The 21282-nt window shown below is 70.3% G+C and carries 19 protein-coding genes; 11 read left to right on the top strand and 8 right to left on the bottom strand.

Features of this window, described 5'->3' with window-relative positions:
* Positions 1 to 100: 100 nt before the first annotated feature.
* The 3 genes from JHN45_RS31200 to JHN45_RS31190 form a co-directional block, all read right to left on the bottom strand.
* Positions 101 to 1711 carry a transporter gene (locus tag JHN45_RS31200; RefSeq protein ID WP_201051997.1) on the bottom strand — a complete coding sequence of 537 codons (1611 nt, stop codon included), beginning with the start codon at positions 1709 to 1711 and terminating at the stop codon, positions 101 to 103.
* A complete protein-coding gene (locus tag JHN45_RS31195) occupies positions 1708 to 2481 on the bottom strand; it encodes an ABC transporter ATP-binding protein (RefSeq protein WP_201051995.1) in 774 nt (257 codons plus the stop codon). The genes JHN45_RS31200 and JHN45_RS31195 overlap by 4 nt, the downstream gene beginning before the upstream one ends.
* A gap of 85 nt (positions 2482 to 2566) precedes the next feature.
* On the bottom strand, positions 2567 to 3220 hold the full coding sequence (locus tag JHN45_RS31190; RefSeq protein ID WP_201051988.1) for a bifunctional DNA primase/polymerase: 654 nt from the start codon (positions 3218 to 3220) through the stop codon (positions 2567 to 2569).
* A gap of 265 nt (positions 3221 to 3485) precedes the next feature.
* On the opposite strand from JHN45_RS31190, the gene JHN45_RS31185 reads away from it, so the two are divergent.
* Together JHN45_RS31185 and JHN45_RS31180 are read left to right on the top strand one after the other, a co-directional pair.
* The gene (locus JHN45_RS31185) at positions 3486 to 4871 is read left to right on the top strand and encodes a transcriptional regulator (RefSeq protein WP_200717061.1); all 1386 of its coding nucleotides are present in this window, start codon (positions 3486 to 3488) and stop codon (positions 4869 to 4871) included.
* A gap of 201 nt (positions 4872 to 5072) precedes the next feature.
* Complete coding sequence (locus JHN45_RS31180; protein ID WP_201051986.1) at positions 5073 to 6833, top strand: hypothetical protein; 1761 nt, start codon at positions 5073 to 5075, stop codon at positions 6831 to 6833.
* Positions 6834 to 6860: 27 nt separating this feature from the next.
* Here the strand turns inward: JHN45_RS31180 and JHN45_RS31175 are convergent, their stop codons facing one another.
* Entirely contained in the window at positions 6861 to 8174 is a 1314-nt protein-coding gene (locus JHN45_RS31175) for an ABC transporter substrate-binding protein (protein WP_200715012.1), read from the bottom strand.
* A gap of 117 nt (positions 8175 to 8291) precedes the next feature.
* Between JHN45_RS31175 and JHN45_RS31170 the strand changes: the two genes are divergently transcribed.
* Both JHN45_RS31170 and purU read left to right on the top strand, forming a co-directional pair.
* Positions 8292 to 8792, top strand: coding sequence for a hypothetical protein (locus JHN45_RS31170; RefSeq protein ID WP_200715011.1), 501 nt, complete (start codon positions 8292 to 8294; stop codon positions 8790 to 8792).
* Between the two features lie 70 nt (positions 8793 to 8862).
* Entirely contained in the window at positions 8863 to 9744 is an 882-nt protein-coding gene (gene purU / locus JHN45_RS31165; RefSeq protein ID WP_200715010.1) for a formyltetrahydrofolate deformylase, read from the top strand.
* Between the two features lie 176 nt (positions 9745 to 9920).
* On the opposite strand, the gene JHN45_RS31160 is transcribed toward purU, so the two are convergent.
* Both JHN45_RS31160 and JHN45_RS31155 read right to left on the bottom strand, forming a co-directional pair.
* On the bottom strand, positions 9921 to 11111 hold the full coding sequence (locus JHN45_RS31160; RefSeq protein ID WP_236584312.1) for a maleylpyruvate isomerase N-terminal domain-containing protein: 1191 nt from the start codon (positions 11109 to 11111) through the stop codon (positions 9921 to 9923).
* 59 nt (positions 11112 to 11170) lie between these two features.
* On the bottom strand, positions 11171 to 11752 hold the full coding sequence (locus JHN45_RS31155; protein WP_019075572.1) for a sigma-70 family RNA polymerase sigma factor: 582 nt from the start codon (positions 11750 to 11752) through the stop codon (positions 11171 to 11173).
* 321 nt (positions 11753 to 12073) lie between these two features.
* Here JHN45_RS31155 and JHN45_RS31150 point away from each other — a divergent pair, with 321 nt between their 5' ends.
* Entirely contained in the window at positions 12074 to 12463 is a 390-nt protein-coding gene (locus tag JHN45_RS31150) for an STAS domain-containing protein (RefSeq protein WP_200715008.1), read from the top strand.
* A gap of 141 nt (positions 12464 to 12604) precedes the next feature.
* A complete protein-coding gene (locus tag JHN45_RS31145) occupies positions 12605 to 13117 on the top strand; it encodes an EF-hand domain-containing protein (RefSeq protein ID WP_200715007.1) in 513 nt (170 codons plus the stop codon).
* On the opposite strand, the gene JHN45_RS31140 is transcribed toward JHN45_RS31145, so the two are convergent.
* Positions 13101 to 14642, bottom strand: coding sequence for a class I adenylate-forming enzyme family protein (locus JHN45_RS31140; RefSeq protein WP_201051983.1), 1542 nt, complete (start codon positions 14640 to 14642; stop codon positions 13101 to 13103). The two genes, JHN45_RS31145 and JHN45_RS31140, sit on opposite strands and share 17 nt — an antisense overlap.
* Before the next feature lie 86 nt (positions 14643 to 14728).
* On the opposite strand from JHN45_RS31140, the gene JHN45_RS31135 reads away from it, so the two are divergent.
* The 4 genes from JHN45_RS31135 to JHN45_RS31120 all read left to right on the top strand — a co-directional run bounded on the left by JHN45_RS31135 (position 14729) and on the right by JHN45_RS31120 (position 18915).
* Positions 14729 to 15925, top strand: a complete 1197-nt coding sequence (locus JHN45_RS31135) for an amidohydrolase family protein (RefSeq protein ID WP_200715005.1) — start codon at positions 14729 to 14731, stop codon at positions 15923 to 15925.
* Positions 15925 to 17058 (top strand): acyl-CoA dehydrogenase family protein, encoded by a 1134-nt coding sequence (locus JHN45_RS31130; RefSeq protein ID WP_201051978.1) that lies wholly within the window; start codon positions 15925 to 15927, stop codon positions 17056 to 17058. Before JHN45_RS31135 ends, JHN45_RS31130 begins: the two co-directional genes overlap by 1 nt.
* A gap of 1 nt (position 17059) precedes the next feature.
* Positions 17060 to 17935, top strand: a complete 876-nt coding sequence (locus JHN45_RS31125; protein ID WP_201051971.1) for an acyl-CoA dehydrogenase family protein — start codon at positions 17060 to 17062, stop codon at positions 17933 to 17935.
* A gap of 509 nt (positions 17936 to 18444) precedes the next feature.
* Entirely contained in the window at positions 18445 to 18915 is a 471-nt protein-coding gene (locus tag JHN45_RS31120; protein ID WP_019075564.1) for an ATP-binding protein, read from the top strand.
* 341 nt (positions 18916 to 19256) lie between these two features.
* Here JHN45_RS31120 and JHN45_RS31115 read toward each other — a convergent pair whose 3' ends face one another.
* Positions 19257 to 20213, bottom strand: coding sequence for a cyclase family protein (locus JHN45_RS31115; protein WP_201051969.1), 957 nt, complete (start codon positions 20211 to 20213; stop codon positions 19257 to 19259).
* Between the two features lie 95 nt (positions 20214 to 20308).
* Here JHN45_RS31115 and JHN45_RS31110 point away from each other — a divergent pair, with 95 nt between their 5' ends.
* The gene (locus tag JHN45_RS31110; RefSeq protein ID WP_201051967.1) at positions 20309 to 21226 is read left to right on the top strand and encodes an SDR family oxidoreductase; all 918 of its coding nucleotides are present in this window, start codon (positions 20309 to 20311) and stop codon (positions 21224 to 21226) included.
* Positions 21227 to 21282: the final 56 nt, after the last annotated feature.

Genomic DNA, 21282 nt, shown 5'->3' with positions numbered 1-21282 from the left:
CGTGGTTGCTCGCGCCCACGCGGCGGAGCCGCAAATTGATACAGCCCCGCGCCCCTAAAGGCAAAAGACAAAGGCAAAAGACAAAGGCAAAAGCCGTAAGTCAGCCCTTGCTGACCGCCGCCAGGATCTCCGGCAGGCGCCTCGCCGTTCCCGGTGCCGCCAACCTCAGCCCCGCGTACGTGATCGCCGCCCCGTACCCCACCCCCACCGGCAGCAGCACCCAGCTCCACTGATCGCCGTCCGCGCTCACGTTGGCCCAGATCGTGAGGGTGATGACGGGGGAGCAGAGCAGGGCCGCCGAGATCATGCCGCCGAAGATGGAGATCCAGGCGAGGCCCGCCTGACCGGGGGCGACGTTCTTGTGGCCGCCCTGGGGGATGGAGTAGGGGAAGCGGGCCGAGGTCCAGGCGCCGGTCGCGAGCATCGCGCCGAGGAGGGCGAAGGAGAGGCCGAGAACCTCCGGGAGCCGCTGCCAGTCGCCGAGCATCGCCGTCGTGAGGACGGTCACGAGCGCCGCGTACGGGACGGTGATCAGCAGCAACGCCAGTGCGCGGGCGCGGAGTTCGACGTAGGCGTCCCTGGTCGTGGAGATCGTCATCGCGACCATCCAGAACGCCGAGGTGTCCTGCCCGAACTGGTTGTACATCTGGATGCCGAGCATCCCGGCGGCGAAGCACGCGAAGTAGACCGAGCCGGTGCCCTGGAGCGCGTTGAACACCGGCACGATCAGACCGATCGCGAGTGAAGTCACCCACGCGGCCTTGGTCTTGGGGTCGCGCCAGATGTAGCGCAGGCTGCGTTCCATGACCGTGCCGGTGCGGCCGGCCGGCAGGAGACGGGCCGGGCCGCCGGCGGATCCCTTGTCCTTCGCGGCCGGTTCGGCGGACTGGAGGGTGGAGCCGTCGGGCGAGGTCATCAACTTGGTGAGGCTGCGCGACCAGAGGAAGAGCAGGGCCGCCAAAGCGCCCAAGGACAGGGCCAGTTGGATGATCGCCAGGCCGTACGAACCCTTGCTCACCGAGTCCACCGCGCCGACCGCCGACCCGGGCGGCACCCAGCGCAACACCTCTGCCGCCGGTTCGAGTTGGGAGAGTCCGGACGAACCGAGGCGCTGCGCACCGAAGTTGACCAACTGCGCGCCGACCGCGATCACCAGCCCGCTCAGCACCGCCAGGTCCCGGCCCTTCCGGCTGGTCAGCAGGCGGAGGTTGGCGGTGGCGACGGCCCGCGCGAGGGCCACGCAGATCAGCAGCGCGAGCACGAGGGCGAGGACGGCCGTGACGTACGCGGCGGCGCCGTGCGCGACCGCGATCACCGAACCGAGCAGCAGCACCAGCGTGAACAGCGGCCCGATGCCGACCAACGAGGCCGCCAGCAGCGCCCGTACGAGAGGTTGGGGCCGCAGCGGCAGCATCACCAGGCGGGTCGGGTCGAGGGTCTCGTCGCCGGACGGGAAGAACAGCGGCATCACCGCCCAGCCTAGACCCAGCACCGCCACCAGGATGACGACCACGGAGACCGCGTGCGTGTTCCCGCGCAGTGCGATCAGCCCGAGCAGCTGGAGCGCCGCGAACAGCAGCGCCACGACCGCCGACGCGACATACGCGGCCCGCCGGCCACCGGACTGCCGTAGACCGTTGCGCAGCAGGGACAGCTTCAGGCGTACGACGACGGGAGTGATCGAGGCCGGGGGCGTGAGGGTGTCGGTCATCGGGTGCCGCCGCCCAGCCAGTCGAGGTCGGAGCCGTGGTCACGGGCGCCCGCGCCGACGAGTTCGAGGAACGCCTGCTGCAGCGTGGGCGCTTCGCCGCGCACCTCGGCCAGGGTGCCCTGGGCACGGATGCGGCCGGCGGCCATCACGGCCACCCAGTCGCAGAGCGACTCGACGAGTTCCATGACGTGCGAGGAGAAGACGACGGTGGCGCCGGAGGCGGTGTAGCGCTCCAGGACGCCCCTGATGGTCTGCGCGGAGACCGGGTCGACGCCCTCGAACGGCTCGTCCAGGAACAGGACTTCGGGATTGTGGAGGAGAGCGGCGGCGAGCCCGATCTTCTTGCGCATACCGGTGGAGTAGTCGACGACGAGCTTGTGCTGCGCCCCCGCCAGATCGAGCACGTCCAGCAACTGCGTGGCCCGCTTGTCGACCTCGGCCCCGGGCAGCCCCCGCAACCGCCCGCTGTAGCCGAGGAGTTCACGCCCCGAGAGCCGCTCGAAGAGCCGAAGTCCCTCCGGCAGCACGCCGATCCGCGCTTTCACGGCCACGGGGTCACGCCAGACGTCGTGCCCGACGACCTCGACCGTCCCCTGATCGGGCCGCAGCAGCCCGGTCACCATGGAGAGAGTGGTGGTCTTCCCGGCCCCATTGGGCCCGACCAGCCCGATGAACTTCCCGGCAGGCAACTCCAGATCGATCCCGGCAACGGCGACTTGCTGCCCGAACCGCTTCCAGAGCCCGTGTACGCGCACGGCAGGAGACGTCATGCGTGCAGCCTACGGCCAGGGAGGCGCCCTGAAGGGGCGCGGGGAACTGCGCGACCAGCCCCCACCGGACCCGCACCCGCCAACGCTACCGATCCCGCCCACACGCATAGGCGAGCGGCGAGATCAACTCCTCCGCATCCGGCAACCACCGATTCGCAGCGGTCGGCCGGCAGGCCCACTGCACAGCCCCCCGAGACCCGAACCGAGTAGGCGGCGCAGCCACATATCCACCCTCACCCAGCACCACGAGATCAAGAGTGGCGGGAGACCAGCCGATCTTCCGCACCAGATCCGGCACCTTCACCGACGCCCCCGGCAGAACGAAGAACTCCATCCGCCGAGCCGGCGTCAACGTGACAGGACCCAACGTCAACTCCATGCGCTCCATCCGCGCCAGCGCGAGGAACCCCGCGGTCTCCGGAACGGAGATCGCGTCGAACGTCCGCCCGGTCGGCAGCAGAATCGATGCCCCTGGCTGCTTCTGCCACATCCGCCGCGCGACCGTCGCACTGCCCGTCGCCTGGGTCGCCCAGTCCTCGCGCGCCGGATGTGCGCCGGGTGCGGCGCACGCGGGGTCCTCGCACGAGCAGCGCTGCACCCCGTCGACGGCTTCCAGCCAGGTGCCGGGGAAGACGTCCCAGTGGCGCTCCTCGGCGTAGCGTACGGCTGTCTCCAGCAGCGATTCCCCGCGCTGCTTCGGAATCTGAGCGGCTTCGGTGCCCGCGATCGTCTCTTCCACGCCCAACACAACTCCCGCACCCACCTCGGGTTACGGCTGTAGCGCGCGCGGGGGAGGAGCATCGATTCCGCAACTGGGGCGCATGGATGCATGTGCGGGGGCGCGCGGGAGGACCGAGGGCGGTAGCTGGGTAGCCAGTTGAGGGGCGGGCACCAGCTTTTACCCCGGCATTCCTCACATGCTTCGCATTTTCGCCATGTTCGCTGGGCATTGATCTTCTCGGCCGGATCTTTTCGCTTCAGGGGTTGTTCCCAGGGGGTACGCCATGGCCGCAAGGCCACTTGTCGCGCGGCAGCCGAACGAACGGCTGCAGGCGCTCATCCAGGAGGCGGGGTGCTCGAACGCCGGGCTGGCCCGCCGGGTCAACATGTGCGGCGCCGAGCACGGTCTCGACCTGCGCTACGACAAGACGTCCGTGGCCCGTTGGCTGCGGGGACAGCAGCCGCGCGGGCGCGCTCCGGCGATCATCGCCGAGGCGCTGGGCCGCAAACTGGGCCGTACGGTCACGATCGACGAGATCGGCATGGCCAACGGCAAGAACCTCGCGTCGGGCGTGGGCCTGCAGTTCTCGCCGACCGTGCTCGGTGCCATCGAGCAGGTGTGTGAGCTGTGGCGCAGTGACGTGGGGCGGCGGGACTTCCTGTCCGGTTCGTCGGTCGCCGCGTCCGCGCTGGTCGAGCCGAGCCGTGACTGGCTGATCTCCTCGCCGGACTCGCAGGTCGCGCGCGCGGCGGGGCCCCGGGTGGGGCAGTCCGACGTGGCGGCGGTCCGCGCGATGACGCAGGCGCTCAGCGACCTGGACCACCAGTACGGCAGCGGGCATGTCCGCCCGGTCGTCGTGCACTACCTCAACAGTGTCGTCTCCGGGCTGCTCGCGGGGTCGTACCGGGAGGCCGTGGGGCGTGAACTGTTCGCCGCCGTCGCCCGGTTGACGGAACTCGCCGGCTACATGGCCGTCGACACCGGTCAACCCGGCCTGGCCCAGCGGTACTACATCCAGGCGCTGCGCCTCGCGCAGGCGGCCGGGGACCGGGGATACGGCGGATACGTCCTCGCCGCGTCCATGAGTCATCTCGCCGCACAGCTCGGGAACCCGCGTGAGATCGCGCAGTTGGCGCGGGCGGCGCAGGAGGGGGCGCGCGGTCGCGTGACCCCGCGGGCCGAGGCGATGTTCCACGCGGCGGAGGCGCGCGGGCACGCCCTGATGGGTGACGCGCGGTCGGCGCAGCTGGCGTCGGGGCGCGCGGTGAGCGCGCTGGACGCGGCCGATCCGTCGTCCGGGGACGACCCGGCGTGGATCGGACACTTCGACGAGGCGTATCTCGCCGACGAGTTGGCGCACTGCCACCGTGACCTCGGGCAGGCCGAGGCGGCGGCCAGGTGCGCGCAGGAGTCCCTGGACGGGCACCCGGAGTCGCGGGCGCGCCGGCGGGCGATCGGCTACGTCCTGCTGGCGAGCGCGCAGGTGCAGCAGCGCGAGGTCGAGCAGGCCTGCAACACGGGCCTGAAAGCGGTGGAGTTGCTCGGTTCGCTGCGCTCCAACCGGGGCGCCGAGTACCTGGACGACTTCCAGCAGCGCCTGGAGCCGTACCGGGACGAGCCGGTGGTGCGGGAGTTCGGGGCGCGGATGGAGTTGCAGGCGGCCGCGTGAACAGGGAGTGAACGAAGCGTTCGGTGGTGCTTCCGGTGGTGAAAGGAGGGCGTGGAGCGGGATTTGGCGCGGATGAGGGGCCGGAACTGTTACCGGGGTCACAAGTGGAGAGGTCCAGTCCAGTGCTGCGTGGCACCGGGCTCGGGGTACCCGGTAGCGTGAACCGACGATCCCGTAGGTCCCCCATTCGTAGGAGTCCCGGTGACGCAGAGTGGACAGGGCGAGGAGCCCTCGGCGCGGCCCGCGCGCGAAGGCATCGTGCTGCCCTCCGACGGAGGTGAACCCCTCCTTCCGGGTATGACGGGCGGACGCGGTAACCAGCAGTCGGTCGGGCAGCCGCCGAGCACCCCCCCGGGCGGCCAGGCCTGGGGCGGGTCATGGGGCCCGGACCAGCAGCACGACCCCCAGCACCACCAGCAGCGGACCCCGGCCCCGCCGCCGGGCCAGGGCTGGGGGGACCCACAGCAGCAGCCGCAGCAACAGCAACCGCCGCAGCAGTGGGGCGCCGCCCCCGAGCAGCCCTCCCCGTGGGGCGCCCAGGACGGCATCCCGAGCCAGCCGGGGGCGCTGCCCCAGGAGAGCGCCCAGCACGCGGCCTACGGCGTGCAGCAGCAGTCGTACGCGCAGGAGTACTCGACGGGACCGGGATACGCCCCGGAGCAGCCCGCCGGGTACGCGGCGGGCGCACAGGGCTACGGAACGGGCGCACAGGACTACGGCTACGGATACGGAGCTTCCGGTTCGGGCGCCGCACCTCTGCCCCCCGGCGCCTCCACGTCCTCCTCCCCTTCCTCGTCCGCGTTCCCGAGCGCTCCGCTGCCGCCCGCCGACGAGGGCGCGACGCAGTTCATCCCGCCGGTGGTCAACCTGCCCGGCGACGAGGGTGCCACCCAGTTCCTGCCGCCGGTCCCGGCCGCGCCGATGGACGAGGGGGCGACACAGTTCCTCCCGCCCGTGCTGCCCGGGGCGCTGCCGCCCGAGATGCCGGGCGGCGCCGGGCCGATGCCGCCGGCCGCGCATCCCGACGCGCAGCCCACGCAGTTCCTCCCGCCGGTGCCCGCGCAGGGCGGCGCTCCCGGGTACGGGGGGCGGCCGGGCGGGGCGCAGGACCGGCAGCCACCGGCCGAGTTCGACAACCTCTTCCGCACCGGCGAGGCACCGGCCGGGTCCACGCAGCAGCTGCCGCGCTTCCAACAGCCGCCGCCACAGGCCGAGAAGCCCGGCTACGGGCAACAGGGTCACGGCCAACAGGGCTACGCGCAGCCGTCGTACGCCCAACCTCCCTACGCCGAACCGCCCTACGCCCCGCCCGGGCAGGACGACGACGGCGGCCGGGGCGGGCGCCGTTCGCGGGTGCCGTTGATCGCCGGGGTCGGGATCGTCATCGCGATCCTCGGGGTCGGTGCCGGGGCGCTGCTCAGCGGTGGCGGGAGCAAGAGCGACGACAACAAGACGGTCGCCGCGACGTCGGCCCCGACCGGGGGTTCCTCCTCGGCGGGCGGCGACGCAGCCAAGCAACAGGCCGTCGCGCTCGACAAGTTGCTCGCCGACAGCGGCAGCAGCCGGGCCTCGGTGATCCGTGCCGTGGGCAATGTGAAGGCCTGCGACAACCTCGGCGACTCCGCCTCCGACCTGCGGGACGCGGCCAAGCAGCGCGCCGAACTGGTCACGAAACTCTCGCAGTTGACGGTCGACAAGCTGCCGGACAACGCGGCCCTGACGACCGCGCTCACCAACGCGTGGAAGGCGTCCGCCTCGGCCGACAACCACTACGCGTCCTGGGCCGACCAGGCCGCGGGCAAGCACGGCTGCAAGAAGGGCCAGGCCCGCACCACCGGCCAGACCGCGGCCGGCAACGCGGCGAGCGGCGTCGCCAGCAACCAGAAGACCAAGGCCGCCGCGCTCTGGAACACGATCGCGAAGACCTACGGTCTCACCCAGCGCCAGCCGACCCAGCTCTGAGCAGGCAGGCACGGACGGGCGCGGACCTCAGTCGAGGTTCGCGCTCTCCAGCGTCCCCGTCATGTCGAAGAAGCCTTTCTTCGCCGACACCAGAACGCCCTTGCGTACGACCTGAAGGGTCACCGAGGCGTTGACCAGGCGGGACAGGCCCACGGAGGCGAGATCGTCTTCGTCCGTGGAACTCCACCGGAGCGTCGGCGTGAGCCCGCCGGTGGTGACCTTGACGCCGTCGTCGAGGGCGCGCCGTACGGTGTCGGCGGTCACCTCACCGTTGCCCAGCGAGTTCACGACCGTCTTGAACGCGGTGTACGCGATCCAGGTCGTCTCCACCCCCGCGTCCGCCGGGTCGATGCGGTTGTCGCCGAAGGCCACCTCGTTGACGGCCTTCTTCATCGGGTCCCAGCGCGGGTCGCCCGCGACCGGGTACCAGCCGGTGATGTACGACCCCTCGTACGGACCGGACTGCCCGCCCGTCGAGTTGATCTCGGTCTGGTCGACGCTGCCGAGCACGGTCGCGGTGCGCACGGCGGGATAGTCCTCGCGCTCGCGCCGGAAGGAGTCCATGAAGGTGTCGGTGCGGTCCCCGAGCGAGGGCACCACGCACCCCTCCTTCGACGAGCTGCCGCCGGACGCGCTCTCCAGCGCGCTCGTCGACTGCCGGGAGTACTCGGTGAGGTTGTCGGCCGCGAGCTGGTCGGTGGCCGGTGCGTGCCCGCCCGCCGAGAGCCCCGCGTTCAGCAGCGGGGGCAGGTCGTCGCCGGCGATGGAGTCGGGCCGGACCAGGGTCACCGTGCCGCAGCCGGGGGCGAGTTGCTTGCCGAGGCCGGCCAGCAGCGCGGGCTGGCCGCCGTTGACGGGGTAGGACAGCGCGCGGGTGAACTCCTCGCTCGTCACGCCGTAGCCGCCGATGTACGGGATGCCGGCGCCCTCCAGCGGGGCGAAGAACGAGTCGCTGAACTCGCTGTAGGAGCCGACGACCGCGACGACGTTCTCCTTGACGGCCTGCCGGGCGCACTTCGCCGCCGAAACGCTGGTGTTGTGGTCGTTGCAGGTCAGGACCTTGAGCTTGCGGCCGTTGAGACCGCCGTGCTTGTTGATCCACTTCGCGTACGCGGTCGCCATCGCGGGCATGCCGGGTTTGTTGGTCGCGTTCGTGTCCCAGGGCGCCCAGGTCATGACGGTGATCGGGGAGTCCGCGGAGCCAGAGGTGCCGGGGATGACCCCGCAGCCGGCCGCGAACGACGCGCACGCCAGCAGCACCGCCGCCGACCTGGCGGTGGCTCTGACGGGCCGGGTGATCGTGGGGAGGAAGGTGCTGCGGTTGCGCCGACTGCCGGTCATGTACACACACGCTTCCGCCACACCACTAACCCGGGAGTGACTCCCGGTCAACGAGTGGTGACCTGGAGGTGAATTACGGGGGGCGTTCCTGTGTGTGTGACAAGGAACGTACGATCGATGACCGTGCAAGCTCCGGAGAACTCTTCCCGTCGCCCCCGTCGCTCCTTCACCATGGGCGGCATGCCACTGAACGACATGCCGTGGTGGCGCTGGCGCAGCAACGTGCGTTCCGCGCTGCACATGCTCTCCGATCCGGTGTTCCAGCAGAACGTCTGGCTGGCCGGTGTCGACGGGTACGGGGACGTCACCGACGCCGTCTACCGCCTCGTCGAGGACACCTGGCTGGACAACTGGTCCGCCGAGAAATACGTCGGCACGATCTTCCGCGACTCCCAGGAGGCGGCCCTCGTCGACTCCGCCGTCCTGCGCGTGCTGCGGATCATGCACCAGGTCGGGCCCGACGCCCCGGTCTCCGCGTACGTCGACCACCAGGCGTGGCCGGAGGCGGTGCGGGCGGCCCGCGACGCGCACGTACGGATGGCGTCCAGCGACGGTGAGGACCCGGACGCGCCGCCGCGCACGCTCGAGGTGCTGCAGATCATGACGCGGTCGGCGTAGACCGCGGGCCGTCGGTCCGGGTGGCGGACGCCGGTCCCCCCTCCCAGGGGGATATGGGACCCTGTCCTGCATGAACGCGCAGTCCACCCGAGCCGCGGCGCCCGCCGACCAGTACGTCCTGACCCTGTCCTGCCCCGACAAGCAGGGCATCGTGCACGCCGTGTCGAGCTACCTCTTCATGACCGGCTGCAACATCGAGGACAGCCAGCAGTTCGGCGACCACGACACGGGACTGTTCTTCATGCGCGTCCACTTCTCGGCGGAGCCTCCGGTGACCGTGGACAAGCTGCGCGCGAGCTTCGCGGCGATCGGTGACGCCTTCGGCATGGACTGGCAGATCAACCGGGCCGACGAGAAGATGCGCATCGTCCTCATGGTCAGCAAGTTCGGCCACTGCCTGAACGACCTGCTGTTCCGCGCACGGATCGGTGCGCTCCCCGTCGAGATCGCGGCCGTGGTGTCCAATCACACCGACTTCGCCGAGCTGGTGGAGTCGTACCACATCCCCTTCCACCACATCCCGGTCACGAAGGACAACAAGGCCGAGGCCGAGGCACGGGTCCTCGACCTGGTCCGCGAGGAGAACGTCGAACTCGTCGTCCTCGCCCGCTACATGCAGGTCCTCTCCGACGACCTCTGCAAGGCGCTCAGCGGCCGGATCATCAACATCCACCACTCCTTCCTGCCGAGCTTCAAGGGCGCGAAGCCGTATCACCAGGCACACGCGCGGGGCGTCAAGCTCATCGGCGCGACGGCACATTACGTGACCGCCGACCTCGACGAGGGCCCGATCATCGAGCAGGAGGTCGAGCGGGTGGGGCATGACGTCACTCCGGACCAGCTGGTCGCGATCGGCCGGGATGTGGAGTGCCAGGCGCTGGCGCGGGCCGTGAAGTGGCATGCGGAGCGGCGGATTCTGCTCAACGGGCGCCGGACGGTTGTGTTCGCCTAGGAGCTCGGGGGGTTCGGTTTCGAGGGCGGCTGCGGGTAGTTCGTGGCTGGTCGCGCCCACGCGGCGGAGCCGCAAATCGACACAGCCCCGCGCCCCTTCTTAACTCGGGCTGAGTTTCGTCTTTTAGGGGCGCGGGGAACTGCGCGGCCAGCCCCCACTCACCCGCACCCGCCCGACTACATCCGGCTCAACGACGCCGTCGCGAACAGCACATCCCTGATCGCCCCCCGATCCCCCAACTGCCCAGCCGCCGCATCCTCCGGCGACACATGACCGGCCGCCAGATGGCAGAACTCCACCCCGTCCAGGGCGATATGGGCCACCTCCCGCTCGGCCGACCCCACCGCCCCGGGTGAGTCGAGCGGGATCAGCCACTCACCCCCGCCGTGCCCCTCGATCTCCAGCCGCAGGCTGCGCCCGGGATCCCCGGCCGGGACCAGGTGCCGCCCCTCGGCCGGCGCAGCCAACCCGTGGCGCCGCCGCTCGGCCAGTACCGCGGGCAGCATGCGGGCCGCGAGGTCGATCATCCGGTTCAGGCTGCGCGGTGACGGGGGCTCGTAGGGATAGTCGACCGCGTCCGCGATGTCCTCCGCGTGGACCCAGCACTCGAAGGCCCGGTCGAGCATCGCGTCGTGCAGCGGCAGCTCGAAGTCGCCGTAGGAGACGGCCCGTTTGCCGGTGGTGGTGCCGGTGAAGGACACCGTGCGGACGATGGTGTGGCTCTGTTCGCGCCAGGGTGCGCGGATGGAGCGGGTGGGCGGGAAGTACGAGGCGCGCCAGTACGCCTCGGTGCGTGCGGCGGGGTTCGTGGCCTTGCCGGCGGTCTCGCCGGTCAGCGGGTCGTCGAGGCCCAGCGCCGTCGCGACCAGGCCGTCGACGGTCAGCAGATGCGCGATGACCCCGGCGACGGTCGTACGACGGCTCGTCGGGGCCTGGCCGTCGAACCACCGCAGCCGCACGGGCGCGTGCCACTCGGCGTCGCCTATGTCCTGGAGCAGGGCGTCCAGGCGCGCGGTCTCGGCGTCGTACGGCGTCGCCCACTCGGGTACCGGGATGCGCGGCGGGCGGCGGTCGAAGGAGCCGGTGAGGACGCGGGTGCGCAGGCCGGGGTCGAGGTCGAGGGGTTCGACGGGGTGGAGGAGGCCGACCGCTCCGCGCAGCCGCAGCGCCTCGTCCGCGCAGGCGCCGCACTCGCCGAGGTGTTCCTCCACGGCCGCGGTCTCCGCCGCCGAGCACGCGGCCAGCGCCCACGCGCCGAGCAGTGCCTTCAGCACCGGGTGCTCCAGGACCAGCGGCGCGGGCCGGGACGCGGTCTCGTCGAGCTCGGGCAACGGCTGCCCGCCGTCCTCGACGGAGGCCCGGGGCATGGGAATGCGCGGCGGCACGGCGGGCCCTTCGTACGCCTCGTGCTCGTCGTTCGCGTCGCTCACACCGCACCCCCTGGTCCCGCTGGTTCCGGCGGTGCGCCGGTGTCGTGGGCGGTGGACAGGAGCTGGAGGCCCAGGCGCAGCCGGCGGCGGGCCTCGTCCTCGGTGACGCCGAGGTCGACGGCGGTCTGGCGGTAGTCCCGGCGCTGGAAGTAGGCCAGCTCCAGGGCGGCCCGCAGCGGGGCGGGCATGGACGTGACGATGTAGTCGGCGCGGGCGGCGACGGAGGCGCGGCGGACCTTGCGCTCCAGTTCCTCGGTGGAGCCCTGGCCGCCCTGGGCGAGCGCGGCGGTCTCGGTGGCGCGCAGCCGCTGCACGGCGAGGCGGGCGGTCAGCGCGGCCACCCAGGAGCGCAGCGGGCCCTGCTTGGGGTCGTAGGCGTCGGGGTGTTCCCACACGTGGGCGAAGACCTCGCGGGTGATGCCGTCGGCGGCGCGCTCGTCGCCGAGGACGCGGTGGGCGAGGGCGTGCACGAGGGAGGCGAAGCGGTCGTAGAGCTCACCGAGGGCCGCCGCCTCGCCGCGGGCCAGCCGCTGCTGCATCTTGCGGTCCCATCGGGGCGGTGCGTCCTTCGTCGCCATGCGGCCCCCTCACCGTGTCCGTGCCCGGGTCAAGCCTGCGCCCACCGTCTCTTCGAATGTAGTCGGCACCTCGGACAGCGCACGCCCCTTCGTGCAATTGCACGCCCCCGAGGGGGCGCAGGTGGTAGCGGACGTGTGCCTACCCGGTCCACAACTGATCGAACAGGATCGAAGGCGACTAAAACAAGCCTCTTCGGACCGGTTTCCGTTTCTGTCCCCGTGTTTCAGGGAACGGCCGCTGGGCAGCCGCGCTGCAAGGAAGCGTAGGTACGGCTTCCGTTTCCGGACGGTTTCCGGGAGTTCCGGCTAGCGAAAGGCGCGATGGTGGCCTTCAAAGTGAACGACGGCGAGCGCGGCGGCTGGTCCGTGCTCCTCGTGTCCGGCGAACTGGACCTGGTGACCTCGCCGGTGCTGCGCCAGCGGGTGCACGACGTGGTGGCGGACGGCCGGCACAGCCTGGTCGTGGACCTCTCCGAGGTGCTGTTCTGCGACTCCAGCGGTGTCGGCGTGCTGATCGCCGCCCGCCGCCTGATCCGCTCCTGCCAGGGGCACCTGCGGCTGATCCTGCCGGCCCAGGGGGCTGTCGACGGCTCGCACGTCAACCGGGTCCTCGGCGCCCTCGGAGTGCGCCGCCTGTTCGACGTCTACCCCGATGTGATGACGGCCACAGAAGAGGACCCCGAAGAGGAGGCGGACCCCCTCTCGGCGTGACGCGTCGGTTTCCGGGGTGACGCCGTTGTTTCGGAATTTCCCCGGTCTTGGTACAAGCGACGTTTTCGGCTCCCGGACCCGCCCCGGCGTCGTACGCTCCAGCCAAGCGCACCCCCACATGAGTAAGGCGGCCCGAAAGACATGGTCAGCACCGAGTACGAGCGACGGATCGCCGCCCGGTTCGCCACCTTCGACCAGGACGGCAACGGCTTCATCGACCGCGAGGACTTCAACTCGGCGGCCAAGGCGCTGCTCGCGGAGTTCGGCACGGCGGCCCGCTCCGACAAGGGACAGGCCCTGTACATCGGCGCGGAGGCGTTCTGGCAGGGCATGGCGGGCATCGCGGACCGGGACGGCGACCAGCGGGTCAGCCGCGAGGAGTTCGTCGGTGGCGCGGTCAAGCGGCTGCGCGACAACCCGGAGCGCTTCGCCGAGATCGGCCGCCCCTTCCTGCACGCGGCCCTCGACGTCGCGGACCCGGACGGTGACGGCTCGGCCACCATCGAGGACACCGTGCGCGTCCTCAAGGCCCTCGGGGTGCCCGACGACATCGCCGCCATGGCCGCCGACGCCCTCGACACGGACAGCGACGGCAAGGTCGGCGAGTCGGAGATCGTCTCCGCCTTCGCCCGCTACTTCACCGTGCCTGAGTAGGTCGGGGATCCGTCCCGGGATCCGAATAGCGCTCCCGCAGCTTGTACTTGAGCACCTTGCGCAGCGTCTCGTTGCGCGGAAGGGCGTCCACGATCTCCAGCTGCTCCGGCAGCTTGTGCACGGACAGCCCTTCCGCGCGCAGATAGTCCGTCACGACGGACAAGGTCAACTCCCCGGCCCCCGGCGGCTGTTCGATCACCGCGCACACCCGCTCCCCGCGCTCCGCGTCCAACAGTCCTACGACGGCCACGTCACCGACGTCCGGATGCGCGGCGAGCAGATCCTCGATCTCCTTCGCGGAGATGTTCTCGCCCTTGCGGATGATCACGTCCTTGAGCCGCCCGGTGAGGATGAGATGCCCGCTGTCGGTCACGACCCCCAGGTCCCCGGTGCGCAGAAACCCGTCCGCGTCGAAGGCCTCAGCCGTCTGCGCCGGGTCCAAGTACCCCTGGCACACGGCCTCCCCGCGCAGCCGCACCTCCCCGCCCTCGGCGATCCGTATCTCCATCCCCTCGGGCGGCCGTCCCTCGGTCGTCGCCAGGTTCTCGGTGGTGTCCTCCGGGTCGCCCATGGTGATCATCGGCACCTCGGTCATGCCGTAGCCATGGGTGAGTTGGACCCCCATCTCCCGTACGACGGAGTGGTAGACCTCCGGTGGCTTGGGCGCCCCGCCGCCGGCGAGCAGCCGTAGCGAGGGAATCACCTTCTGGTCGGGCTGTTTGCGCTGCTCGGCAAGGAACATGGAGTAGAAGGCAGTTGAGCCGCCGGCCACTGTCACCCCGTGCTTGCGGTAGCCCTCCAACGCGTCCGGCAGCGCGAACTGCTCGAACATCACCGCGGGGAAGCCGTACAGCAGCAGCATCACCGTGTAGTCGGGCCCCGCGATGTGCGCGTACGGGAAAGCCATCGAGCCCACGTCCTCCGCCGTCAGCCGCAGCGCGTGCGCGAGGCAGGAGCCGCCGGCGATCAGTGAACGGTCCGTGTGCAGCACGCCCTTGGGGTCGGAGGTGGTGCCGGAGGTCCAGTAGATCCAGCGGACCGAGGTGCCGTCGGCGGGCGGCGCGGGGAGCAAGGACGGCTCTCCGTCCGGGAGTTGGGCGTCGTCGTACGCCTCGAAGATCCCTCGCGCGCCGAGCCGTCGTGCCATCTCCGTGTGGTCGAAGCCGCGCCAGGTGCCCGGCACCGCGAAGTACTCCGCCTTCGACTCCCGCAGCGCGAAGCCGACTTCGCGGTCGCGGTAGAAGGGGATCACCGGCGTCTGTACGGCGCCCAGGCGGGCCAGCGCGAAGGAGAGCAGGGCGGTCTCGATCCGGGTGGGCAACTGCCAGGCGACGACCGTGCCGGGCCGTACACCCATGCCGTACAGACCCGCCGCCACCCGCTCCGAGCGGTCCCGCAACCCGCCGAAGGTCAGGGCGCGGTCGTCCTGGAGGAAGACCGGCCGGTCGGGAGTCAACTCGGCGCGGCGGACGACCAGTTCCCACAGCGTGGGGGCGGAACTCAGGGAGTGCGGCGTCTCGTTCATGGTGCCCCCTCCTTGGCTGACGACTCGTCAGGTGACATGCTATCTGACGGGTCATCAGATAAGTACCGTCCGGCGGAGGGGAACCCATGACCACCGAACTGCCCCGCATCATCAGCGTCGACGACCACGTGATCGAACCCGCGCACCTCTTCGAGACCTGGCTGCCGGCGAAGTACCGCGAGCGCGGCCCCCAGCCGCTCACCGCCGGAATCGGCGAACTCGCCTACGTGGCGGGCAAGTACCAGATCACGATGGACCCGGACGGCCCGCCCACCGACTGGTGGATCTACGAGGACCTCAAGTTCCCGTACAAGCGCAACATCGCCGCCGTCGGCTTCGACCGCGACGAGATGACCCTGGAGGGCATCACCCGCGAGGAGATGCGGCGGGGTTGCTGGGACCCGGTCGAGCGGCTCAAGGACATGACGGCCAACCACGTCGAGGGCTCGCTCTGCTTCCCGACCTTCCCGCGCTTCTGCGGCCAGACCTTCGCCGAGGCGCACGACAAGGAGGTCGCGCTCGCCTGCGTGCGCGCCTACAACGACTGGATGGTCGAGGAGTGGTGCGGCGACAGCGGCGGCCGGCTCATCCCGCTCTGCCTGATCCCTTTGTGGGACGTCGAGTTGGCGGTCGAGGAGATCAAGCGCAACGCGGCACGCGGGGTCCGCGCGGTGACGTTCTCCGAGATCCCCACCTACCTCGGACTGCCGTCCATCCACTCCGGCTACTGGGACCCGTTCTTCGCGGTCTGCCAGGAGACCGGCACGGTCGTCAACATGCACATCGGCAGCAGCTCCCAGATGCCCGCCGCCTCCCCGGACGCACCGCCCGCCGTACAGGCCTCGCTCTCCTTCAACAACGCCATGGCCTCGATGATGGACTTCCTCTTCAGCGGGGTCCTGGTGAAGTTCCCGACCCTCAAACTCGCCTACAGCGAAGGGCAGATGGGCTGGATCCCGTACGCCCTGGAGCGCGCCGACGACGTCTGGGAGGAGCACCGCGCGTGGGGCGGGGTGCGGGACCTCATCCCCGACCCGCCGTCCACGTACTACTACCGCCAGATGTTCTGCTGCTTCTTCCGCGACAAGCACGGGGTCGCTTCGCTGGACGTGGTGGGGCGGGACAACGCGACCTTCGAGACCGACTACCCGCACGTCGACTCGACCTTCCCGCACACCAAGGAAGTCGCCCTCGACCATGTGAAGGGCCTCGACGACGAGACCGTCTACAAGCTCATGCGGGGCAACGCGATCCGCATGCTGGGCCTGGACCTCGACCGGTAATGGACCTCTCCTACACGGCCGAGGAGGACGAGTACCGGGTCCGATTGCGGGAGTGGCTGGCCAAGGTGCTCCCCACCCTGCCCGCGAAGCCGTCCCCGGACGACTGGCCGGGCAGGCGCTCCTACGACCTCGGCTGGCAGCGGATGTTGTACGACGCCGGGTACGCCGATGTGCACTGGGACGCGTCCCCGACCACCCGCCTCATCTTCCTGGAGGAGACGGAGAAGGCGGGCGCGCCCTACGTGGGGGCCAACTTCGTGGGGTTGTTGCACGCGGGCCCGACCATAGCCGCCGAGGGTACGCCCGAGCAGCGGGAACGCTGGCTGCCGCCCGTGCTGCGCGGCGACGAGGTGTGGTGCCAGGGGTTCAGCGAACCCGAGGCCGGTTCCGACCTCGCGTCGTTGCGCACGCGCGCGTGGCGGGACGGCGACGAGTACGTGGTGACCGGTTCCAAGATCTGGACCTCGCACGCCGAAGTCGCCGACTGGTGCGAGCTGTTGGTGCGGACGGATCCTGCGGCGCCCAAGCATCGGGGGATCAGCTGGCTCGCCATGCCGATGGACGCGGCGGGCATCACCGTACGGCCGCTGCGCACGCTCGCCGGGTCCGCGGAGTTCGCCGAGGTGTTCCTCGACGAGGTGCGGGTGCCTGTCGGCAACCGGGTGGGGGACGAGAACGACGGCTGGCGCGTGACGATGGTGACGCTGTCCTTCGAGCGCGGGACGGCTTTTGTGGGCGAGGTCGTCGCTTGTCGGCGGGTATTGGGTGAACTCGCCGTCGAGGCGCGGCGGAACGGGCGGTGGGACGATCCCGTGCTGCGGCGGCAACTGGGGCGGTTGAACGCGGAGTTCCGGGCGTTGTGGCGGCTGACCCAGTGGAACGTGAGTGAGGCGGAAGCCTCCGGTGGCGTTCCCGGTGTGGGCGGGTCGGTGTTCAAACTCCGGTACTCGCATGCCCGTCAGGAGCTGTATGACGTGGCGGCGGATGTGCTTGGTCCTGACTCCCTTGATCTTGAACGGCCTTGGGTTCTCGATCGGTTGTCGTCGCTGTCGTACACGATCGCTGCGGGGACCTCGCAGATTCAGCAGAACATCGTGGCCGAGCGGATTCTCGGGTTGCCGAAGGGTCGCTGACATGCGCTTTCAACTTACGGATGATCAAAGGGCGTTGCGGGCTGCGGTGCGGGATGTGATTGGTCGTTCGTCGGGTGCGGGTGTGTGGGGGCTGGGCGCGCAGTTCCCCGCGCCCCTAAATCGGAGTTTCTGGCGGGCTCTCGGAGAGCTTGGGGTGTTTTCCCTGCGACTGCCCGAAGCCGACGGCGGAGCCGGACTCGGCCTGCCCGAAGCCGTGTTGGTGTTTGAGGAGGTCGGGGCGGCGCTGGTGCCCGGGCCGTTGGTCGCCACGCATCTTGCTGCCGGGGTGGTTCCGGGGGCCGCCACCGGGGAGACCGTGGTCGCCGCTGCCGATGGGCGGCTCGTGGAGTGGCTGGACGCGGCCGATGTCGTGTTGCCGGGGGCCGAGGGGGCCGTAGCGCTGCGGTCGGTGGATCCGTTGACGCCGTTGCATCGGGTGCCGGCACCTGCGCGTAGCGACCCTGTTGCCGTGCTGCTCACCGCTGCCGAGCAGCTCGGTACGGCCGGGCGGGTGTGTGGGCTCGCGGTGCAACACGCCCGGACTCGTGAGCAGTTCGGGCAGCCGATCGGGGCGTTTCAGGCCGTCAAGCATCTGTGCGCGCAGCTGCTGGTGCGCGTCGAGGTGGCGCGGGCCGCCGTGTACGCGGCGGCTGTGACCGCCGATCCGGTGGACATCGCCGCGGCCCGGCTGCTGGCCGACGAGGCCGCCGTGCGCGGGGCCCGGGACTGTCTGCAGGTGCATGGCGGGATGGGCTTCACCTGGGAGTCCGAGGTCCATCTGCATCTGAAGCGGGCGTGGGTGCGGGCCCAGCGTGGTGGTGGGAGTACGGAGAGTGAGGAGCTGCTCGCGGCCGATCTGGTGGGCGGAGCGGTGTAGTGGGGCGCCTGCCTGCGGCGACCGGGGCGGCTCCGACAACGGTGTCGCGGATCGTGGCACAGCGGAATCACGCAGCGTTGATATCGGGTTGTGTCCTAGGCGTGACTCGTCACGGCCCGGAGTCGCCGTGGGGCTCCGGTACCTTGTGTGGGATGCGAGTGGTTCAAGGTACGAGCCATGCCGGAGTTGCCTGTGAGGCGGCTCCGGGTCGGGCGGTGCGCTCCGCAGTTCGTATGGCAGAACGGGCTTTCACCCCTGCCTGTTCGACTCCCCGCAACGAGCGTCGCACAGTATCCCGCACGCGTACTCCTTCGCGCTGGAATATGCCCGAAGCGCTTGTTGGGGTGACGGAACGTCAATCATGCTGTCTCGCAAGGGATTCACGTTCCGTGACCCTGGCTCCGGTCGTTGTTCTGGCCATGCAGAAAATGGCTACGATCGTGGCCCTCGTGAGGCGCGAGGCTATGTGTCCGCCGGTTCGGATGGTGTGAGCGGTGCAGGTGCTTCAAGTGCAGCTGGAGATCCGGCCCGACCCCGCAGAGGTGGGGCGGGCCAGGAGATGGGCGCGCTCCCGGCTCGCCGGGTCCGGGATAGAAGCAGACGAACCGCTCGCGGAGACGCTGATCCTGCTGGTCTCCGAGCTGGTCACCAACGCGGTGGTGCACACCGGTTGTCCGGCTGTGCTGCGGCTCTCCCTGCCGGACGAGGCGGACGAGTCGGCCACGGTCCGTCTCGAGGTCGCCGACACCAGCTGTACGGCTCCCGTGCCGCGTTGCGCGGACGGTGACGAGACCGGCGGTCGCGGACTGGCGCTGGTGGACGGCCTCGCCGACCGCTGGGGCTGGAGCGCCGAGGGCACCGGCAAGCGCATCTGGTGCGAGCTGGACCGGGGCAGCCAACCCCGGGACGCCGCAGCCGCGTTCGGGGGCGGTGTCACGGCGTACGGGGGGTTCGAGGGCTTCGCGTACGAAGCCGTGTAGGTGCTGTCTGCAAGTGCCCGGCGAAGATGCGCCGGGCCGTGCTTCCACGCGCGCCCTGCGGCAAAGTGGTGCTTAAGGAATAAATCCCCGGATGGGCGTTGACGCGACGTGACCGTTTGGTCACGCTTGTGGGCAGCGATTCGCCGCGAGGGGACGACGAGGGCTTCGGTGACGGGAGCCCTCGGCGAGTGTGGGTCGTGTTCGGCGTGGGTTCCCTCGGGGCCGGGGGCCGGGACGGGTGCGCCGGAGTCGGATGGCGGCAGCGCGGTGCCGTGCTCGGGGCGGGCAGCAGCGCGCCGCCATCCGACCGTAAGTCCGGCCCTCGTCAAAACCGGACTGCCCTAGAGGATGGCGATCGGGGCCACCGGGGTTCCCGTGGCGCCCACGAAAGGTTCGGGCATCGCCGACAGGAAGAACGCGTAACGGTTCTCTTGTCCACAAGCTGTGGACAACTCTTCGAGATTCCAGTTCTGCCCCTGCAGCATCCCCATCTCGACCAGGTCGAGAGCGTGCACCGGCAGCCACAAGTCCTCGATCTCCGGCGGAAATATCTCGAAGGTCAGGGTGTCGTTGGCGACCGCCGCGACATCCCGCGCGTGGAACCACTCCGGCGTACGGACCGACAGACCGGGCGAGGGATAGCCGTAACCGTGCTTGTCGCCGGACAGGTACACCTGCACCTGCCCGGTCCGTACGAGCACGATGTCGCCCGCGCGCACCTGGGTGCCGGCGAGTTGCTCGGCGGCCTCCAGATCCTCCGGGGTCACCGCGTGACCGCCTTCGAGACGGTCGACGCCCCGCGCGCGTGCCACGTCCAGCAGCACCCCGCGCGAGACGATGTGCCGCGCCTTGTCGATACCGCTGAACTCGGCGCCCCCGTGCGGCGTCACGGTGCCGGCCGGGCGGCCGTTGTACAGCTTCCCCGAGTGCGAGACATGCGTCAGCGCGTCCCAGTGCGTGCCCGCCTGCAGCCCCATCGTCACCGCGTCGTCGCTGCACGCCACCGTGCCCGGGCCGAACAGCTCCTGGTTGATCTGCACCATCGCGTGCAGCGGGTTGACCCGGCCCGGGATCATCCCCGTCTGCACGCCGTCGGCCTGGAGGGGGAGGGCGAGCGGGATACGGCGGCCGGTCCGGATCTCGGCGGCCGCCTCGCGGACCACCTCGTCGGTGATCAGGTTCAGCGTGCCGATCTCGTCGTCCGGTCCCCAACGGCCCCAGTTGTTCACGCGCTTGGCGATGTCGTGGAACTCCGGACCGAGTGACGGCGGTGGCGGTGGTGACGGCGGCAGTGACATCGGGGGCTCCCCGGGGCTTGTCCTCAGGCATCTGACGGGTCGTAGAATCTGAGTCGAATCTAACGGACCGTCAGAAACTGCGGGAGGGGCCGGACATGGGGAACTTCTTGGCAGGCAAGGTCGTAGCCGTCACGGGCGCGGGCCGGGGCATCGGCCGGGCCGTCGCGCTCGCCGCGGCGGCCGAGGGGGCACGGGTCGTCGTCAACGACTACGGCGTCTCGATGGACGGCGCGTCGCCGACGAGCGAGATCGCCGAGGGCGTCGTCAAGGAGATAGAGGCGGCGGGGGGAGACGCCGTCGCCGTCGCCGATGACATTTCTACGATGGCGGGCGGCCAGCGGGTCGTCGACGTCGCGCTGTCTTCGTACGGGCGCCTCGACGGAGTGGTGTGCGTTGCCGGGATTCTGCGGGAGCGGATGCTCTTCAACATGTCCGAGGAGGAGTGGGATCCCGTTCTCGCCACGCATTTGAAGGGGACGTTCACTGTTTTCCGGGCGGCTTCCGCGGTGATGCGGAAGCAGCGGAGCGGGACGTTGATCGGATTCACCAGTGGGAATCATCAAGGGTCTGTTTCGCAGGCCAACTACAGCGCGGCCAAGGGCGGGATCATCTCGCTGGTGCGGAGCGCTGCGCTGGGCCTGAACAAGTACGGGGTGACCGCGAATGCGGTGGCACCTGTCGCTCGTACGCGGATGTCGGCGAACGTGCCCATGGAGTTGGCGGAGATCGGGTCGCCGGAGGATGTGGCGGCGATGGTCGTCTATCTGCTGTCGGATGCGGCTCGGGAGTTCGGGGTCACCGGTCAGGTCTATACCGTCGCGGGGCCGAAGATCGCGGTGTGGGCGCAGCCTCGGGAGTTGCGGGCGGGGTATGCGTCTGCCTCCGGCGGTTGGACGGCCGAGAAGATCGCGGAGTTCTTGCCGGGGTCCGTGGGGGTGGATCCGATGCCGATGCTTTCTCGGTTGCAGGAGATGGAGCGGGCTGCGCGGGAGGGGAGTCGGCCTAACGCCTAAGGGGGTGGGGGCGATGCGTTGTGTGGCGGGTGCGGGTGCGTGGGGGCTGGTCGCGC

This window comes from Streptomyces sp. MBT53, assembly GCF_016654115.1.
Lineage (GTDB): Bacteria > Actinomycetota > Actinomycetes > Streptomycetales > Streptomycetaceae > Streptomyces.
This window is presented reverse-complemented; position numbering and strand designations above follow the sequence as displayed.

Excerpts from the sequence above, each read along its gene's own strand:
- JHN45_RS31115 (WP_201051969.1), bottom strand. The coding sequence starts at position 20,213 with ATGTCACTGCCGCCGTCACCACCGCCACCGCCGTCACTCGGTCCGGAG.
- JHN45_RS31125 (WP_201051971.1), top strand. The coding sequence starts at position 17,060 with ATGCGCTTTCAACTTACGGATGATCAAAGGGCGTTGCGGGCTGCGGTG.
- JHN45_RS31155 (WP_019075572.1), bottom strand. The coding sequence starts at position 11,752 with ATGGCGACGAAGGACGCACCGCCCCGATGGGACCGCAAGATGCAGCAG.
- JHN45_RS31195 (WP_201051995.1), bottom strand. The coding sequence starts at position 2,481 with ATGACGTCTCCTGCCGTGCGCGTACACGGGCTCTGGAAGCGGTTCGGG.
- JHN45_RS31160 (WP_236584312.1), bottom strand. The coding sequence starts at position 11,111 with ATGCCCCGGGCCTCCGTCGAGGACGGCGGGCAGCCGTTGCCCGAGCTC.
- JHN45_RS31150 (WP_200715008.1), top strand. The coding sequence starts at position 12,074 with ATGGTGGCCTTCAAAGTGAACGACGGCGAGCGCGGCGGCTGGTCCGTG.
- JHN45_RS31145 (WP_200715007.1), top strand. The coding sequence starts at position 12,605 with ATGGTCAGCACCGAGTACGAGCGACGGATCGCCGCCCGGTTCGCCACC.
- JHN45_RS31175 (WP_200715012.1), bottom strand. The coding sequence starts at position 8,174 with ATGACCGGCAGTCGGCGCAACCGCAGCACCTTCCTCCCCACGATCACC.
- JHN45_RS31185 (WP_200717061.1), top strand. The coding sequence starts at position 3,486 with ATGGCCGCAAGGCCACTTGTCGCGCGGCAGCCGAACGAACGGCTGCAG.
- JHN45_RS31200 (WP_201051997.1), bottom strand. The coding sequence starts at position 1,711 with ATGACCGACACCCTCACGCCCCCGGCCTCGATCACTCCCGTCGTCGTA.
- purU (WP_200715010.1), top strand. The coding sequence starts at position 8,863 with ATGAACGCGCAGTCCACCCGAGCCGCGGCGCCCGCCGACCAGTACGTC.
- JHN45_RS31140 (WP_201051983.1), bottom strand. The coding sequence starts at position 14,642 with ATGAACGAGACGCCGCACTCCCTGAGTTCCGCCCCCACGCTGTGGGAA.
- JHN45_RS31170 (WP_200715011.1), top strand. The coding sequence starts at position 8,292 with ATGACCGTGCAAGCTCCGGAGAACTCTTCCCGTCGCCCCCGTCGCTCC.
- JHN45_RS31135 (WP_200715005.1), top strand. The coding sequence starts at position 14,729 with ATGACCACCGAACTGCCCCGCATCATCAGCGTCGACGACCACGTGATC.
- JHN45_RS31130 (WP_201051978.1), top strand. The coding sequence starts at position 15,925 with ATGGACCTCTCCTACACGGCCGAGGAGGACGAGTACCGGGTCCGATTG.
- JHN45_RS31110 (WP_201051967.1), top strand. The coding sequence starts at position 20,309 with ATGGGGAACTTCTTGGCAGGCAAGGTCGTAGCCGTCACGGGCGCGGGC.